The 14,218-nt window shown below is 71.0% G+C and carries 13 protein-coding genes; 4 read left to right on the top strand and 9 right to left on the bottom strand.

Features of this window, described 5'->3' with window-relative positions:
* Positions 1 to 15: 15 nt before the first annotated feature.
* The 7 genes from OV090_RS04085 to OV090_RS04115 all read right to left on the bottom strand — a co-directional run bounded on the left by OV090_RS04085 (position 16) and on the right by OV090_RS04115 (position 7,048).
* Positions 16 to 1,629, bottom strand: coding sequence for an ATP-binding cassette domain-containing protein (locus tag OV090_RS04085; RefSeq protein WP_267702143.1), 1,614 nt, complete (start codon positions 1,627 to 1,629; stop codon positions 16 to 18).
* Positions 1,630 to 1,720: 91 nt separating this feature from the next.
* A complete protein-coding gene (locus OV090_RS04090) occupies positions 1,721 to 2,548 on the bottom strand; it encodes a PHP domain-containing protein (protein ID WP_267702144.1) in 828 nt (275 codons plus the stop codon).
* The gene (locus OV090_RS04095; protein WP_267702145.1) at positions 2,548 to 3,498 is read right to left on the bottom strand and encodes a Ppx/GppA family phosphatase; all 951 of its coding nucleotides are present in this window, start codon (positions 3,496 to 3,498) and stop codon (positions 2,548 to 2,550) included. Before OV090_RS04095 ends, OV090_RS04090 begins: the two co-directional genes overlap by 1 nt.
* Before the next feature lie 12 nt (positions 3,499 to 3,510).
* Positions 3,511 to 4,785 carry a hypothetical protein gene (locus tag OV090_RS04100; protein ID WP_267702146.1) on the bottom strand — a complete coding sequence of 425 codons (1,275 nt, stop codon included), beginning with the start codon at positions 4,783 to 4,785 and terminating at the stop codon, positions 3,511 to 3,513.
* 213 nt (positions 4,786 to 4,998) lie between these two features.
* Entirely contained in the window at positions 4,999 to 5,853 is an 855-nt protein-coding gene (locus tag OV090_RS04105) for a hypothetical protein (RefSeq protein WP_267702147.1), read from the bottom strand.
* 13 nt (positions 5,854 to 5,866) lie between these two features.
* Positions 5,867 to 6,313 (bottom strand): biopolymer transporter ExbD, encoded by a 447-nt coding sequence (locus OV090_RS04110; protein ID WP_267702148.1) that lies wholly within the window; start codon positions 6,311 to 6,313, stop codon positions 5,867 to 5,869.
* A 30-nt stretch (positions 6,314 to 6,343) separates the two neighbouring features.
* Positions 6,344 to 7,048 (bottom strand): MotA/TolQ/ExbB proton channel family protein, encoded by a 705-nt coding sequence (locus tag OV090_RS04115; RefSeq protein ID WP_267702149.1) that lies wholly within the window; start codon positions 7,046 to 7,048, stop codon positions 6,344 to 6,346.
* Between the two features lie 82 nt (positions 7,049 to 7,130).
* Here OV090_RS04115 and OV090_RS04120 point away from each other — a divergent pair, with 82 nt between their 5' ends.
* The 4 genes from OV090_RS04120 to OV090_RS04135 are packed head-to-tail and all read left to right on the top strand — an operon-like array spanning position 7,131 to position 10,711.
* Entirely contained in the window at positions 7,131 to 7,793 is a 663-nt protein-coding gene (locus OV090_RS04120; protein ID WP_267702150.1) for a hypothetical protein, read from the top strand.
* Positions 7,772 to 8,530, top strand: coding sequence for a hypothetical protein (locus tag OV090_RS04125; RefSeq protein WP_267702151.1), 759 nt, complete (start codon positions 7,772 to 7,774; stop codon positions 8,528 to 8,530). The genes OV090_RS04120 and OV090_RS04125 overlap by 22 nt, the downstream gene beginning before the upstream one ends.
* Before the next feature lie 10 nt (positions 8,531 to 8,540).
* Positions 8,541 to 9,893 (top strand): hypothetical protein, encoded by a 1,353-nt coding sequence (locus tag OV090_RS04130; RefSeq protein ID WP_267702152.1) that lies wholly within the window; start codon positions 8,541 to 8,543, stop codon positions 9,891 to 9,893.
* The gene (locus tag OV090_RS04135) at positions 9,890 to 10,711 is read left to right on the top strand and encodes a hypothetical protein (protein ID WP_267702153.1); all 822 of its coding nucleotides are present in this window, start codon (positions 9,890 to 9,892) and stop codon (positions 10,709 to 10,711) included. Before OV090_RS04130 ends, OV090_RS04135 begins: the two co-directional genes overlap by 4 nt.
* A gap of 101 nt (positions 10,712 to 10,812) precedes the next feature.
* Here the strand turns inward: OV090_RS04135 and OV090_RS04140 are convergent, their stop codons facing one another.
* Complete coding sequence (locus OV090_RS04140; RefSeq protein ID WP_267702154.1) at positions 10,813 to 12,618, bottom strand: DUF2330 domain-containing protein; 1,806 nt, start codon at positions 12,616 to 12,618, stop codon at positions 10,813 to 10,815.
* A gap of 143 nt (positions 12,619 to 12,761) precedes the next feature.
* Entirely contained in the window at positions 12,762 to 14,111 is a 1,350-nt protein-coding gene (locus OV090_RS04145; protein ID WP_267702155.1) for a tetratricopeptide repeat protein, read from the bottom strand.
* Positions 14,112 to 14,218 lie beyond the last annotated feature (107 nt).

Below are 14,218 nucleotides of genomic sequence, written 5' to 3' on the forward strand. Positions count from 1 at the left end.
GACGCGAGCCGCCACTTATCCTCCGCGAGCGCCATACAGCACGACCAGCGACGCCAGCTCGAGCGCCACCACCCACAGCGTACAGGCCATCACGCTGCGGACCATCGCCGCGGTCACTGCGTCGGCGCTGGCCTTGTCGCTCGACCCCTTCGCCACCGCGTCCGCCGCGATCCCGCCGGCGTAGAGCGCGACGAGCACCAGCGCGCGCGCGCGGAACGGCGCGCGCGCGGCCGGCGGATCGAGCAAGTCGGCGGTGACGACCAGCCACGGGTCGGCGAGCGCCGGCACCTGCAGCTTCAAGTAGAGCAGCCCGCCGAGCACCATCCCGCCGGTGAACACCCCCGCCAGCACCACGTACGCCAGCGCCAGCCCGAGCACCGCCGGCAGCCACAAGTAGCGCGCTTCGGCGATCCCGAGCCCGCGCAGCGCCGCAGTCTGGCGCGTCAGCGACATCCCGCCGAGCCAGGCCGCGACCGCGCTGCCCGACGTCGCCGCGAACAGGATCGCCGACAGCGGCGGCGCCAGAGCCAGCACGTGCATCGACCCGATCAGCGCGAAGATCTTGTCCGGCCGCACCGGCACCCCGCCGCCCGAGAACGCGCGGTGGAAGATGTACAGCAGGGTGAAGCCGACCAGCAGCGACACCGCGGCGATGAAACCGAGCGGGCGCCACAGGCCCTGCGCGAAGGTCACCCGCGCCACCTCGGCGAAGTCGCGCGGGCGAGCCAGCGCCGCCGGGGCGGCCGCCAGAGCCCGGGCCAGCACCGCGAACGGCGCCAACATGTCCCCGAGGACAGCTCGCAGCCGCGCCCCCAGCCGCCGCCGCGGTCGCCCGCCCGCCTGACCTGTCTCTTTGGCCAGCAGCTCGCGCAGCGCCGCCCCGAGCGCCGCGACCGTCGCCGCCGCAGTCTCGCCGCGCGCGATCGGCAGCTCGACGAGGCGCCCCGCCGCCGGGTCGAGGTAGAGGAAGCGATCGGCGAAGCCGGCCGCGAACTCGAGGTCGTGGGTGATCGCCAGCGCGGCCGCGCTCTGGCCGGCGATCTGCCCGCGCAGGGCCGCTGCGAGGCGATCGACGCGCAGCGGATCGAGCCCGACCGACGGCTCGTCGAGCAGCAAGATCCGCCGCCCGCCCGCGAGCGTGCGCGCGACGGCCAGGCGCTGCGCCTCGCCGCCGCTGACGTGCGCGACCGCCTGCGCCTGGTCGCTCCAGCGCCGCGGCAGGTCGAGCGCGGCGATCCAGCGCTCGACCTCCTGCGGCGTGGCGGACACCGGCTGCTCGGCGTTGCGCAGCGCCAGGGCGATGTTGCCGGAAGCGCTCAGGTGGTCGAGCAGCGCCCCGCGCTGCGGCACGATCCCGACCGCGCCGGCCGCCGTGAACGTGGCCGCCCGGACCGCGAAGCCGCGCGCTCGCAGGCCGTCCGCGTCGTGCAGCGCCGCCATCAGCGTCGACTTGCCGGCCCCGCTGGCGCCGAACACCGCCGCGGTCTCGCCGGCCCGCAGCGTCAGCGTCAGCGCCTCGACCAGCGGCGCGCCGTCGGGCCGCGCGATCGTCAGCCCCTCGACGCGCAGCAGCACCGGCCGGTCCTCGCCCCGCCGCTCCGCCCCGGTCTCGCCGCCGCCCGCGCTCACCTCAACCTGCCCCTTCGACCCTGTCGCTTCGGACCTGGCCCTTCACACATGTCGCAAAGTCAAGACAGACCGCGGCGCTCGCAGCCCCGGCTCACTCCGCCAGCCAGGCCTGCAGGCGCTCCGCGTGGCGCTCCGGCAGCTCGATGCCGGGATTCCGGATCTCCGGCACCGCCGCCCCGTGGAAGTCCGAGCCGCCGGTGACCACCAGCTCGCGCCGCTTGGCCACGTTCAGCCACAGCCCGCGCTCCTGCGCCCCGTAGCGGCCGTAGTAGGCCTCGATGCCCTCGAGCCCGGCCGACCTGTACTGCGCGAACATCTCGTCGACGAGCTGGGGCGAGCGCAGCGTGTGCGGATGGGCCAGCGACATCTTCGCCCCCGAGTTGCGGCCGAGGCGGAGGCCGTCGTCGAGCGACACGCGCTCGAGCGCGACGTCGGCCGGGCCGCCGTCGTGGAGGTAGCGCTCGAACGCCTCGCGCTGCGAGCGGACCACCCCGGCCTCGACCAGCGCGCGGGCCACGTCGGGCCGGCCGGGCGTGTGGCCGTGGGTGGCGATCAGGATCTTCTCGCCGTCGAGCTTGACCCCGAGCCGGCGCAGGCGGGCGATGATCGCCTTGAGCCGCGTGCGCCTGTCCTCGAGGACATGTTCGAGCTTGCCCTGCAGCGCAGTCAGCCCGGTCCCCTCGCGGACCCCGTAGATCAGCAGGTGGACCGTCTTGCCGGCGTGGCGGCAGCTCAGCTCGACCCCGCGCAGCACCCGGGTGTTCGGCAGCGCCGCCGCCGTCGCCTCGTAGCCGGCCACCGAGTCATGGTCGGTCAGGCAGAACAGCTGCACGCCCTCGGCCTGCGCCCGCGTCGCCACCTCGGTCGGCGACAGGCTGCCGTCCGAGCACGTCGAGTGGCAGTGCAGGTCGACGCGCATCAATCCCTCTCGATCAGCGCGTAGCGCAGGCCGCGGTCGCGCACGACCAGGCTGGTGGCGCCGCAGTGCTGCATCGCCGCCACCAGGATCGTCAGCCCCGCGACGATCACGTCGGCGCGCGCCGGGTCGAGCGCGGGCCACAGGCGGCACCGCTCCGCGGCCGTCACCTGCGCCGCGCGGTCGCGGAGGTCGCGGACCTGGACGTAGGCGAACGCGGTGGCGTCGACCGCCTCGCGCTCATAGGCCGGCAGCTCGCGCAGCATCGCCGCAGCGGTCGTGACGGTGCCCGCGAGGCCGGTGAGGATCGGGTACGGCTCGAGCGGCTGCCCGCGCCGGAACGTGTCCAGCGCTTCGAGCTCGATCTGCGCCACCTCGGCCGGCTCCGGCGGATCGTGCGACACGAACCGCTCGTACAGCCGCACCGCGCCGATCGGGTGCGACACCGACGAGACCAGCTGCTCGCCCTCGCCCACGGCCAGCTCGGTCGAGCCGCCGCCGATGTCGAGCACGCGCAGCGGCCCGGCCGAGCCGGTCTCCTGCGCCACCGAGCGGAACGACAGCTCGGCCTCCTCCGCGCCGCTGAGCAGCCGTACCGGCGCGCCGAGCACCTCGGCCGCGGGCCGCAGGAAGTCGTCGCGGTTGGTGGCCAGGCGCACGCCCTCGGTCGTGACCGCCAGCGGCGTCGCGCCGTACTGCGCCGCGGTCTCGCGGTACTGCTTCAGCACCGCGAGCGTGCGCGCGATCGACTCCGGCGCCAGCACGCCGGTCGCGGCCACGCCCTTGCCAAGGCGGGTGATCGTCGCCTGGTCGAGCGCGATCTCGATGTCCTGGCCGCGCCAGCGGGCGACGAGCAGCAGGACGCTGTTGGTCCCGATATCGATGACCGCGCGCCAGGATCCTTGCGGATCCGCGGCGCGCGGCGTCGCAGGCTCACCTGAGTTTGGGGACATGTCCCGAAGGACCTACTCGTTGCGCGGGCCCCAGTCGGGCGTGGTGCCGGCCTTGGCGATGACCTGCTGGTTGTTGCCCTTGTCGTTGGCGACGACGATGCCGCCGACGGTCGACTGGAACGCGATCATGCGGCCGTCGGGCGACCAGCTCGGGTCGAGGTTGCGGCCCGGGTTCTGGGTCAGGCGCGCCAGCTTGCCGCTGCCGACGTCGATCGAGAAGATGTCGTAGCGGTTGGAGTTGTCGCGGCCGGCGTAGGCGACGAGGTTGGCGCGGGCGCCCTGACCGGGGTTCCAGTCGGGCGTCTGGTTGTAGCTGCCCTGCTTGGTCAGGCGGGTCGCGCCGGCGCCGTTGGAGCCCATGCGGAACACCTGCGGGCCGCCCGAGCGGCTCGACACGAACGCGAGCTGGTTCGAGCCCGGGCTCCACGTCGGCGAGCCGTCGATCGCCGCGTTGTTGGTGAGGCGGGCCTTGATCGTGCCGCCCGTGTCGATGAGGTAGATCTCGGAGTTGCCGTCCTTCGACAGCGTCAGCGCGATGCTCGAGCCGTCGGGGCTCATCACGCCGCCGAGGTTGAGGCCGCGCTGGGTGCTGATCCGGCTCAGCGAGCCGCCCGAGCTCATCCACAGGTCGGGGTTGCGCTTGGCGTAGGAGGTGAAGAGCACCTGCCCGCCGGGGCCGATCGACGGCGAGATGTTGAGCGAGCGGTTGTTGGTGATCGAGGCCGGCGACTCGCCGTTCATCTCGACCGTGAAGACGTTCTTCGTGACCGTCGGCGTGCGGTTGGTGCGGACGAACGCGATGCGCGAGCCGAACACACCCGGGATCTTGGTGTAGTGCTCGATCACGTCGTTCATGAACCGGTTCGCGGCCTTGAGCGGGTCGTTGGCCGCGTAGCCGCGCGACAGCACCGGCTTGCCGCCGGCGCCCATGTCGAACAGGCGGAACTTGAACTGACCGCCGACCTCGTCGGCGAGGATCACGGCCTGGGCGCCGATGTCCTGCCAGCCCTTCTGGTCGAAGTCGTTGGCCTTGATCAGCGCGGCCGGGATGCTGCGCCGGTCGATGACCTCGAAGCCGCTCGAGATCAACGCGTTCTTGCGCAGGATGTCGCCGATGCGGCCGTCGGCCGGGACCGCGAGACGCAGCAGCGTGAACCCGCCGCCGAGGTCGACCTCCGAGCCCGCGGCCGGAGCCGCGTTGGCCAGGGCCGGCTGTTTGCCCGCGTAAAACGAGGCGCTGAGCAGGAGGGTGGCGAGGAAAGAAGTTCCGAGCAGGGTCCGCTTCATGGGCGATGGCACCTTCTGAGCGTGCCAACCATACCCGCCAGTCAAGCCCTGGGGAACCCCCCCGCGGGCCAATTGTGGCCCTTTCAGCCACGACCTCGCTGGGGGCCCGCTGCACCGCCCAGCCGCCGCAACCGGCCGAACGACGGCACAGCCGGCCGCTCGCGGACAAAATGTCAACCGCGGCGGCGCCGGATCACGGCTAGGCCCGCTGGCCTACTTGACCGCGCCGGCGCCTGCACCCTTGCCGCGCCACGTGAACTCGTACTGGATCTTCTTGCACTTGCCCTTGAGCAAGTCGGCCACGCCCGCGGGCACGCTGACCTTGAGGCCGTCGATGGTGCTCTTGATCCGCGCGTCCAGCGTGGTGTCGCCCGTGCCTTCCTTCTTCTGGGCCGACAGCCGGCCATCGGGGCAGACCTCGAGGCGGAACTTGTAGGTCGCGTCCTTGCCCTCGGCGCCGAAGGTGCCGACCTTCATGCCGTTCAGCACCTTCATGACCTCGGTGGCCCACGGGTCGCCTTCTTTGTGGGTGTCGGACCAGCCGTCCGCCGAGCCGAACGGATCGCCGGGCAACTGCTTGACCGTCGGCAGATCGTTGTGCGGCGTGTTGGAGTCCTGATTCTTGTCGGACTCCTTGGCGCCCTTCTTGTTGGGGTCGGGCTTCTCGGTCGACTTGGTGTCGTTCTTCTTCGGCTCGTTCTTCTTCGGCTCGGTGGTCGGCTTCGCCTTGTCGTCGGTGGTCACCGTCGTCTCGGCGGCTTGCTCGGCCGCGACCGTCTTCTCGACGATGATCTTCTCCGGGATCTGCGTCGGGTCGAGCTTGGGCCCGAGCCGCACCAGCTCGCCGGGCATGAACTCCATCTCGAGCTCGTCGTCGTCCTCTTCGGCCGAGACCTCGAAGGTCGGCCCGAACATCACCAGCGCGGCCACTCCGCCGGTGAGCAACGCCGAGCCCAGCAGGCTGCCGAAGAACGCCGTCGGGTTGCGCAGGATGTCGCCGAACTGGCGGCCCAGCTCGACGAACGGCGACAGCAGCATCGGCACGGTGCGGACTTTGATCTCGGACATCGCTCGTTCCCTCTCAGGTGCGCGGCGGGACCTTCGGATCGGTCAGGAAGCCGACCTTGGACACCCCGGCCGTACGCAACGCGACGAGCACCTCGACGATCCGGCTGAAGTCGATGTTCGAGTCGCCCTGGATGAAGGCGACCCCGTCCTGCTTGAGGCGCGCGTTGCTGCTGAGCTCGTTGGCCATGGTCGCGGGGTCGCGCGAGAGCGCGACCGTGCCCATGAAGACGTCGCCCTTGGCGTCGACCGAGACGGTCGCCAGCAGGAATTGCTCCTGCGCGATCGCCTGCGCCTTGGCCTTCGGCACGTCGATCTTCTGCGGCTGCTTCGGCGCCATCATCGGCGTCGACACCATGAAGATGATGAGCAGACACAACATCACGTCGACCAGCGGCGTGACGTTGATCGCCGAGACCGGGCCTTCGCCCTGGATCGCGTCTGCTGTGACCTTGCTGCTCATGCGTACACCGTGATCGTAGCAGGCGACCGATTAGAAGAAGTGGCGCTTGACGATGTTGGTGTAGTCGCTGCCGAACGTCGTCATCTCGGCGCCCAGCACCTTGATGCGGCGGTTGAAGTAGTTGTACGCCATGACCGCCGGGATCGCGCTCATCAGCGACGTCGCGGTCGCCACCAGCGCCTCGGCGATCGGGCCCGAGACGACGGCGAGGTCGGCGGAACCGGACGCGGCGATGGCCGAGAAGGCCTCCATGATGCCCCACACCGTGCCGAGCAGACCGACGAACGGCGCGGCCGAGCCGATGGTGGCCAGCAGCGGCATCAGGTTCTCGAGCTTGGTGGTCTCGCTGACCTTGGCGCGGGCCAGCGCGCGCTCGATGTTCTCGAGCCCGTCCATCTTCTCGTGCATCGAGCCGGTGGCCTCGTTCTGGCCCTTCTTGACCTTGGACAGCTCGATGTAGCCGGCGCGGAACATCGCCGCCAGCGGGCTGTACTTGAGCTGCTCGGCGACCCGATAGATGTCGTCGAGGCGCTTCGACTCCCAGAACCGGTCGAGGAACGTGATCGACTGCGACTGCGCCTGGCTGATGTGGATCAGCTTGTAGAGAATCACGAAGATCGTGGTGAAGATCGAGATGACCAGCAGGATGGCGACCACGAGCACGAGGCCCTTGGCGCCGAACAGCAGGTGGATGATGTCGATCTCGGCGAGCAAGCTGGGCGCGGGAAGCAACACGCCGGCAGGCTACACGCCCCCGCCCGGCCCCGTCAAACCGCGGGCCGCCCCCGACGGTTACGGTTTTGCTATCCTCCCGGCCGTGCCTCGCCCCACCCAAGCGCTCGCGCCCGCGCCGGGCTCGCACCTGCGGCGGCGCCCGAGCCCGGCGGCGGGAGCGATCCTCGCGCTCGCCACCGCGGCCGCGTGCGTGCGCGACAAAGGCGAGGTCGAGCTCAATTGGACGGTCGTCGACGCCGCCGGCCGCTCGATCTTCCCCGCCGGCGAGCTGGACGACATCTGCGGGGGCAACGTCGGCGGCGACAAATTCGGCGACCTGTGCGGCTTCATCGGCCGCACCACCGTCGACGGCCCGCGCCGCCCCTACCGGCTGCGGGCGCAGCTCCGCCTGTGCGAGCCGGATTGCCCGGAGGCCTGCGCCACCGACGAGTCCTGCCAGATCGACGTCCTCACCTACGGCTGCGAGGCCGCCCGAGGGTTCTCCATCGTCGCCGCCCGCGAGGAGGAGCCCTACGACTTCGAGGTCGCGCTGGTCGCCGAGTTCGAGGACCAATGCGTCTGCGAGCTCGGCCCCGCCTGCGCCCTGACCCCCGGCCCGCGCACCCGCAAGGTCGAGCCGGGCCTCCTGACCGACCTGCAGGTCTACCTCTTCGTGCTCACGGGCCTCGACGCCTGCGTGCAGGAGCCGCCGGAGCAGGGTCGCACCGTCATGGACCTCGAAGGATGCTGCGAAGGCTGCTCCTAGGGACCTGGCTCTTGGGGCCGGCGTGCGTCCTGCCCGCGGGCGGCGCCACCGGCCTCGAGCTGACGTGGACCGCGCGCGAGGCCAACGCGGTCGACGGCCCCGAGGCTCGCCGGGTGCGCACCTGCGAGGGTGCGGGTCTGTCCGGCGTGACCGTGCGGGTGATCGACGCCGGGGACCCCGCGCGCGACCGCGTGTTCGCGTACGCGTGTGAGACCGGCAACATGTCGCCGGCGGCGCGGGCCGTCGAGGCGGCGGAGATCTTCCTCGACCTCCGCCCTGGCACCTACGCCCTGACGGCCAGCGGCCGGGCCGCCGAGGAGGTGCCGCTGGTCGCCGCGGCGGCCGTCGGCGAGGTCGAGAGCCACGCGATCACTGCGGTCGACCTCGAGCTGGAGCGCGCCCCGCAGCCGCTCGACCTCGCGTTGACCGGCGCCTGCAGCGACCTCGTGGTCGCGCTGCGCTACGCCGACCCCGCGGCCGACCTGTTCCTCGCCGAGGCCGACGAGCCGCCGGCGCTGTACCGCCAGAACTTGAGCAGCGACCGCGGCCTGCGCCTCGGCGGCCAGGAGCAGGCTTGCGCCGGCCTCCAGGGCGCGCACCGCGTCGCCGACGTCGACCCCGGCCGCTATCGCCTCGACCTCGAGATCGACGGCCGCAGCTGCTCGCAGGCCGTGACAATCGAAGACTCACCCGTCCTGGTCGCCCTGGACCTTGAAAACCCCGCCTGTGACGGATAGACCGGCCCTGATGCTCCGCGCCCGCCTCGCTCCCCTCGCGCTCGCGACCGTCGCCGCGGCCGGCTGCGCGGAGGACCCCAGCTTCTGGGTCCGCTGGCGCCTGCAGCCGCTCGACCAGGCCGAGGTCGGCGAGGCCACCGAGCTCGTCTCGGTCGATCAGTGCACGGAGCTCGGCATCAGCCGGATCCGCGTCAGCACCCGCGACGGGGGCAACGCCCTGCTCGACGAGCGCGAGTTCCCGTGCTTCCCCGCCGGCTTCGAAGATCGGGACGCTCGCGCGCCCGGGCCGGAAGTCGGCGCCGGCACGTACAGCGTCACCGTCACCGCGCTCGGCCGGCGCGACGTCCAATTCTGCGCCGACGAGCCCACCAGCGTCATCGACACCGACGGCAGCGAGGTCGACTTCTCCTGCAAGAAGGTGCTCGCCTCCACCGCCCAGGACGTCGTCATCGGCGCGGCCGGCGAGGGCAAGCCGCTCGACGTCGTCATCGTCGGCGCCCCGCAGTGCAGCGACGGCATCGACAACGACCGCGACGGCTACACCGACCTCGCCGACCCGTCCTGCGCGGGCGACCGCACCGGCCTCGAGGTCGGCGACAGCGCCGGCGCCCAGCTCGTCGTCCGTCCCGAGCTCATGAGCGGCAACCCGAGCGCCTACTGCGGCGGTCTCGGGCTCACCAACATCGAGGTGGCGATCGACGGGCCGACGGCCACGAAGCTCCGCTTCCCCTGCACGACCACCGCCCAGACCTTCACCCAGTCGCTCGATCCTGGCGACTACACCATCTCGGTCGCCGGCCTCGGCGCGAACGGCAAGAAGCTCGCCGAGCCCGCGCTCGACGCCGACGTCACGTCCTTCACTCTGGCGCCGGAGGGCTTCCGGAGCGTCGACCTGCTCGCCGACTTCACGATCGCCAGCTTCCTCGCGCCGATCGAGGCCGGCTTCTCGTTCTCGCTGGCGCTCCTCAGCGGCCCCGACGAGCTGCCCTTCACGACATGCACTCCGGAGCCGGGCCTCGTGATCGACCGCGCGCGGATCACCGTCCTCGACGCCGACCTCCAGGTCGTCCCGACGGCTGCGCTGCGTGACGGCCAGAACCCGCCGATCGTGCTCGACGGCGTCACCACCGTCCCCTGCGCCGAGCTCGGCAAGATCCGCGCCGTCGAGCCCCTGGTGTGGGACGACGCGCCGATGGCCCACGAGGAGCTGTACCTGCGCATCGAGGCGTACGCCGCCGGCTCCGACGAGCCCTGCTACGGCAACGGCGACGACCCGACGCCGACCGCTCCGAACGCGAGCCTGGCCATCGAGCTGCCGCGGATCGCCTTCGACGGCGCGTGCGCCGAAATGACGGACCCATGACCGACACACCCGAACAACCCGGCACTACAGCCCCGCCCGCCGCGTCGACGCCCCGCTCGGACTCGCGGCGCAAGCGTCGCGGCACCGGCCCGTTCCTCACCGCCGAGCAGGAGGTCGCGCAAGCCCAGGAGGCCGCCCGCGCGCGCAATCCGGCCCCCGCGGCGGCGCTGACGAACGAGCGACCGCTCACCCCCAAGTTCGGCCGCTACGAGCGCGCCGACTTCGAGCGCGTCGAGTCGATGCTGGGCAGCTTCGCCACCCGGCGGTTCGGTCCGTTCGTCGCCCAGGTGATGAACGGCTTCTTCGGCGGCGCCACGCCGGCCGAGAAGAACAACGCCGACCTGCGCCGCGCCGCCCAGACGTTCTGCCTGTACGGCTACCGCGACCCCAAGGGCATCCGCCTGGTCGACATGTTCACCAGCGCCGGCGTGCCGCTCGAGGGCCGCCAGCGCGCCGCCCTCGACGCCTGCCTGCAGGCGCGCCTGCTGCTGGTCGCCGTCGACGACGTGAACCCCGGCAAGCAGCGCGTGCGCGGCAAGGACCTGCTGCGCGACGAGCCCGTCACCCTCACCGACAGCAACCTGTCGCAGGCCCTGCGCCCGGGCGACCGCGTGCTGACGTGGTCGATCCCGTGGGGCACCAGCTGGCAGCCGATCGGCGTCGGCCAGCGCCTCGAGGCCCGCCGCGCCGCCGTCCTCGACCGCGGCGTCGAGCAGCTGTGCGACAGCCTCCGCGCGGTCAAGCGCGAGCTGCCCGACCGCCACGGCCCGAACCTGTTCTGGCTGGTCCACCGGCTCGCCAACGCCCCGATCGGCTGAGGCTGCCCCTGCGGGCATGTCCGCAGGGACATGTCCCGCAGACCATGAGTAGAAGGGCATGTCCGTGAGGACATGCCCTTCGGCGCATCGAAGGGCCTACCTCAGCGCCGGCGTCGACGGCCCGCCAGCAGCCCGAGCCCCGCGAGCGCCAGCAGTGCCCCGCCCGGCCCGCCGTCGCTGCGGCAACCGCAGCCGCTGGCGTCGTTCTGCCCGCCGCCGGTGGCAGAGTCGGGCCCGCTGCTGCCCGAGCTGTCGGTGTCGGTGTCGCTGCCGCTCGCGCTGGTAGTCGGCGCGCCCTCGGGGAAGCGGGGCCAGCCGTGGGCCAGGTTCCACTCCTCGATCTTCTTGTTGATCGCGGCAGTGTTGTTGACCAGGTGCATCGGCTTGCCCTTGAGCGCGACCTGCTGGACCTCCTCGGCCCACCACATCTCGCCGATGAAGTCCGGCCACGGCCCGCCGTCGGGCACGAAGATCTCGCGCTCGTCGGGCAGCGTGACCACGCTGTTGCCGTCGCACAGGTTGTACTCGGTGGCCGAGCGGAAGCTCGGCACGTCCTGCAGGTCCGGGTTGATGTGGAAGATCGGGTCCGCGATCATCTCGTTGGGCGAGATGACCGTGTACATGCGCGTCAGGTACGGGTAGCTGTCGACCAGCTCCTGCGCGTGCTCGCCGGGCGCGATGATCCGGCTGTCGAGCCCCTGCGCGAACGCGCTGCCGTCGCCCCACGCCATCGCGTCGATCTGGTCGGCGTAGGCCGGCAGGTTCGCGTAGAACTCCTCCGCCGAGAGGCCGTCGGGCACCGGCAGGAAGTCATTGAGGAGGCTCTCGACCAGCGGGTGGTTGTAGAAGCAGAAGTCGGCGCCGAAGCAGTTGGCCAGGCCCTGGTCGTTGAGCGTGTTGATGACCTGTTCGGGCGCCAGGCCGACGAACGCCGACTCGTTCCACGACGTGCTGTAGAAGTTGAACGCGAACGGCTGGACCACGCTCGACGGCCCGGCGTACTCGGTCACGAACGCCAGGCCCTCGGCCTCGAGGTCGTCGACCGCCTTGGTGATGACGTCCTTGTAGTTGGCCGCGAACTGCAGCCAGTCGATCTTCAGCGGGTTGACGAGGACGTGGCGGTAGTTGGTCGGCGCCGCGCGGTTGTCACCGAGCACGAACACGCGGATGTCCATGTTCTCGATCGACGCGAACCGCGTCAGCCGCAGCGGGAAGCAGTTCTCGTTCGACGGGTAGCGCAGCACGATCGGGTGCACGTCGCCGCCGTCGGACCCGGCCGCCAGCTTGAGCGCGACGATCACCTGGCCCTCGTCAAGGTACTGCTGCAGCACCATCTCCGAGCCGTCGATCCACTGATAGTCGTTGTCGATCAGCCACTGCTTGATCGGCTCGATCGTCTGATCTTGCAGCACCACGATCTCGAACGCGCCCGCGGTCGTCTTGAACACCACCGGATCCTCGCCGCCGTCGCTCTCGGCGCCGCTGGTGCTGCCGCCGGCCGAGTCACCGGGGGCGCCGGTGCCCGTCGCGTTGGTCGTGATCCCGCCGGAGATGCCGTCCTCGCCGCACACCTCGAAGGTCTGCTGCAGCTGGTAGGTCGGCACCGACGAGTTCAACAGCGCGTCGAACAGCGGCTGCGAGCCGACCTCGAACTCGGGGATCTGGGCGATCGGGATCAGCCACGCGAACTTCTGCGCGTTGGTGTTGGGATCGATGCTGATCTGGATGTGGACCTCGACCTCGTTCTGATTGAGGACGAAGAGCACGTTCTCGCCGTCCTGATTGACGGGCATCGAGTTCGGCAGGCCGCCGTCGCAGAACACGCCGCCGCACGCCTCGGCCGTCTGCGGCATCGCCAGGCTCCACGCCGCGCCCAGCGCCGCACACAACAACAGGGAAGTTCGCATCACCGGTCTCTGGCTCCCGCAAGTCAAACAGTCGACCACGGCAGAGTCGCACACGCCTGCGCGCGCCGCCAGGGACTGGCCATTGCGGCCCCGAGGCCACGTTGGGCCGCTGCAACACGTTGCAGCGTGCCGATAGGCGGCGCTCAGGTGCGGAAGGTGTAAGCCCGCTGGCCGTGGACTCGCGCGACGCCGCGCGGCCGCGGCTGCATCGCGCCGCGCAGCTCGGCCATCATCTCGAGCGACGGGCTCGGGTCGCTCGGCGACTGCGGCGGCACCACGTCGAGGGTGAAGCGGATGTCGGGCGACGGCTCGATCGAACGCAGGTACTGCAGGCAGAACTCGCGCGCCTCGTTCTCGTCGGTGGCCAGCACGGTCAGCCCGGTGGTGTAGCCGTCGGTGTTCTCGGGCCAGTGCTCGGGCCGCTCACCGGCCTCCGCGCGGGCGACCACCGTGTACATGCTGACCTGCGGCGAGCGCCCGTGGTCGGCCTCGTTGAGACAGTCGAGGATGTGCGGCGTGATCCACTCGCGCTGGCCGGCCAGCCGCGCGACCTCGCGGGCCTCGCCCTGGCGGCCGTTCTGCCACAGCGCTTCGAAGATCTCCTCCGCGACCAGGCTGCAATAACCGAGCTGCCCGGGATCCTGGGCGTAGCGCCGCTCGAGCAGGTCGAGCGCGCCGTAGAGCAGGCCGAGCGCCTCGTCGAGGTCGCAATCGGCGGCCGACAGCCGCCAACCGCCGAGCACCGCCAGCGTGAGCGCGTTGCCCTTGTCGAGCTGGCGCGCCCGCTCGAGCGCGTTCAGGGCCTGCTCGTAGCGACCGAGGCGATAGAGCGTGATCGCCTTGTTGTACTGCGCCCCCGCGTTCTCGGGGTCGAGGCTCAGCGCGAAGTCGAAGCGATCGATCGCCTCGTCGAGGCGGTCGAGGTCGGACAGACAGATGCCGTGCTCGACCAGGATCTCGACGTTGATCGAGTCGTCGCTGAGGTAGAGGTCGTAGATCTGTTCGGCCTCTTCGAGCCGACCCTGGCGCCGCAACAGCGCCCCGAGCGCCGCGATCGCCTCGTACATCCCGCCGTGCGGGTCGCACTCGTTGGCCCGGCGATAACAGACCTCCGCGTCCATCTCGCGCCCGAGTCGCTCGAGCACCGCGCCGAGGTTGTAGTGCTGCAGGCCGCCGCCCGGATCGTGATCGATCGCCGATTCGAACGCCTCGCGGGCCTTCTCGAGATCGCCGACCAGATCCTGCACGTTGCCCAGCGCGATCAGGACGTCGGGCTCGCGCGGGAACTCGTTCGCGGCCCTGCGGGCCAGCGTCAGCGCGTGGTCGAGTTCACCGGTCTCGCACAGCCCGCGGACCCACATGCAGTACATCCGCACGAGGTCGTCGGGCGGGAGATCGGGCTCCCAACAGCTTCGCAACAAGCGGACCGCGGAATCCGCGGCGCCCTGGTTCAGCAGGGTCGCGATCGCGTCGAGTTGGGGAAGAGAAGACATGGGAAAGCCAGGGATTTGCCAGCCTGAAGGGCCGTGGGGATATGGTTTTTGCACGGGCCCTCGCGCTTGGCAATCCTGGGGATTTCGCCCGCTCGCTTTCTCGCCCG

Origin of the sequence: Nannocystis sp. RBIL2 (assembly GCF_026626745.1) — a bacterium.
Lineage (GTDB): Bacteria > Myxococcota_A > Polyangia > Nannocystales > Nannocystaceae > Nannocystis.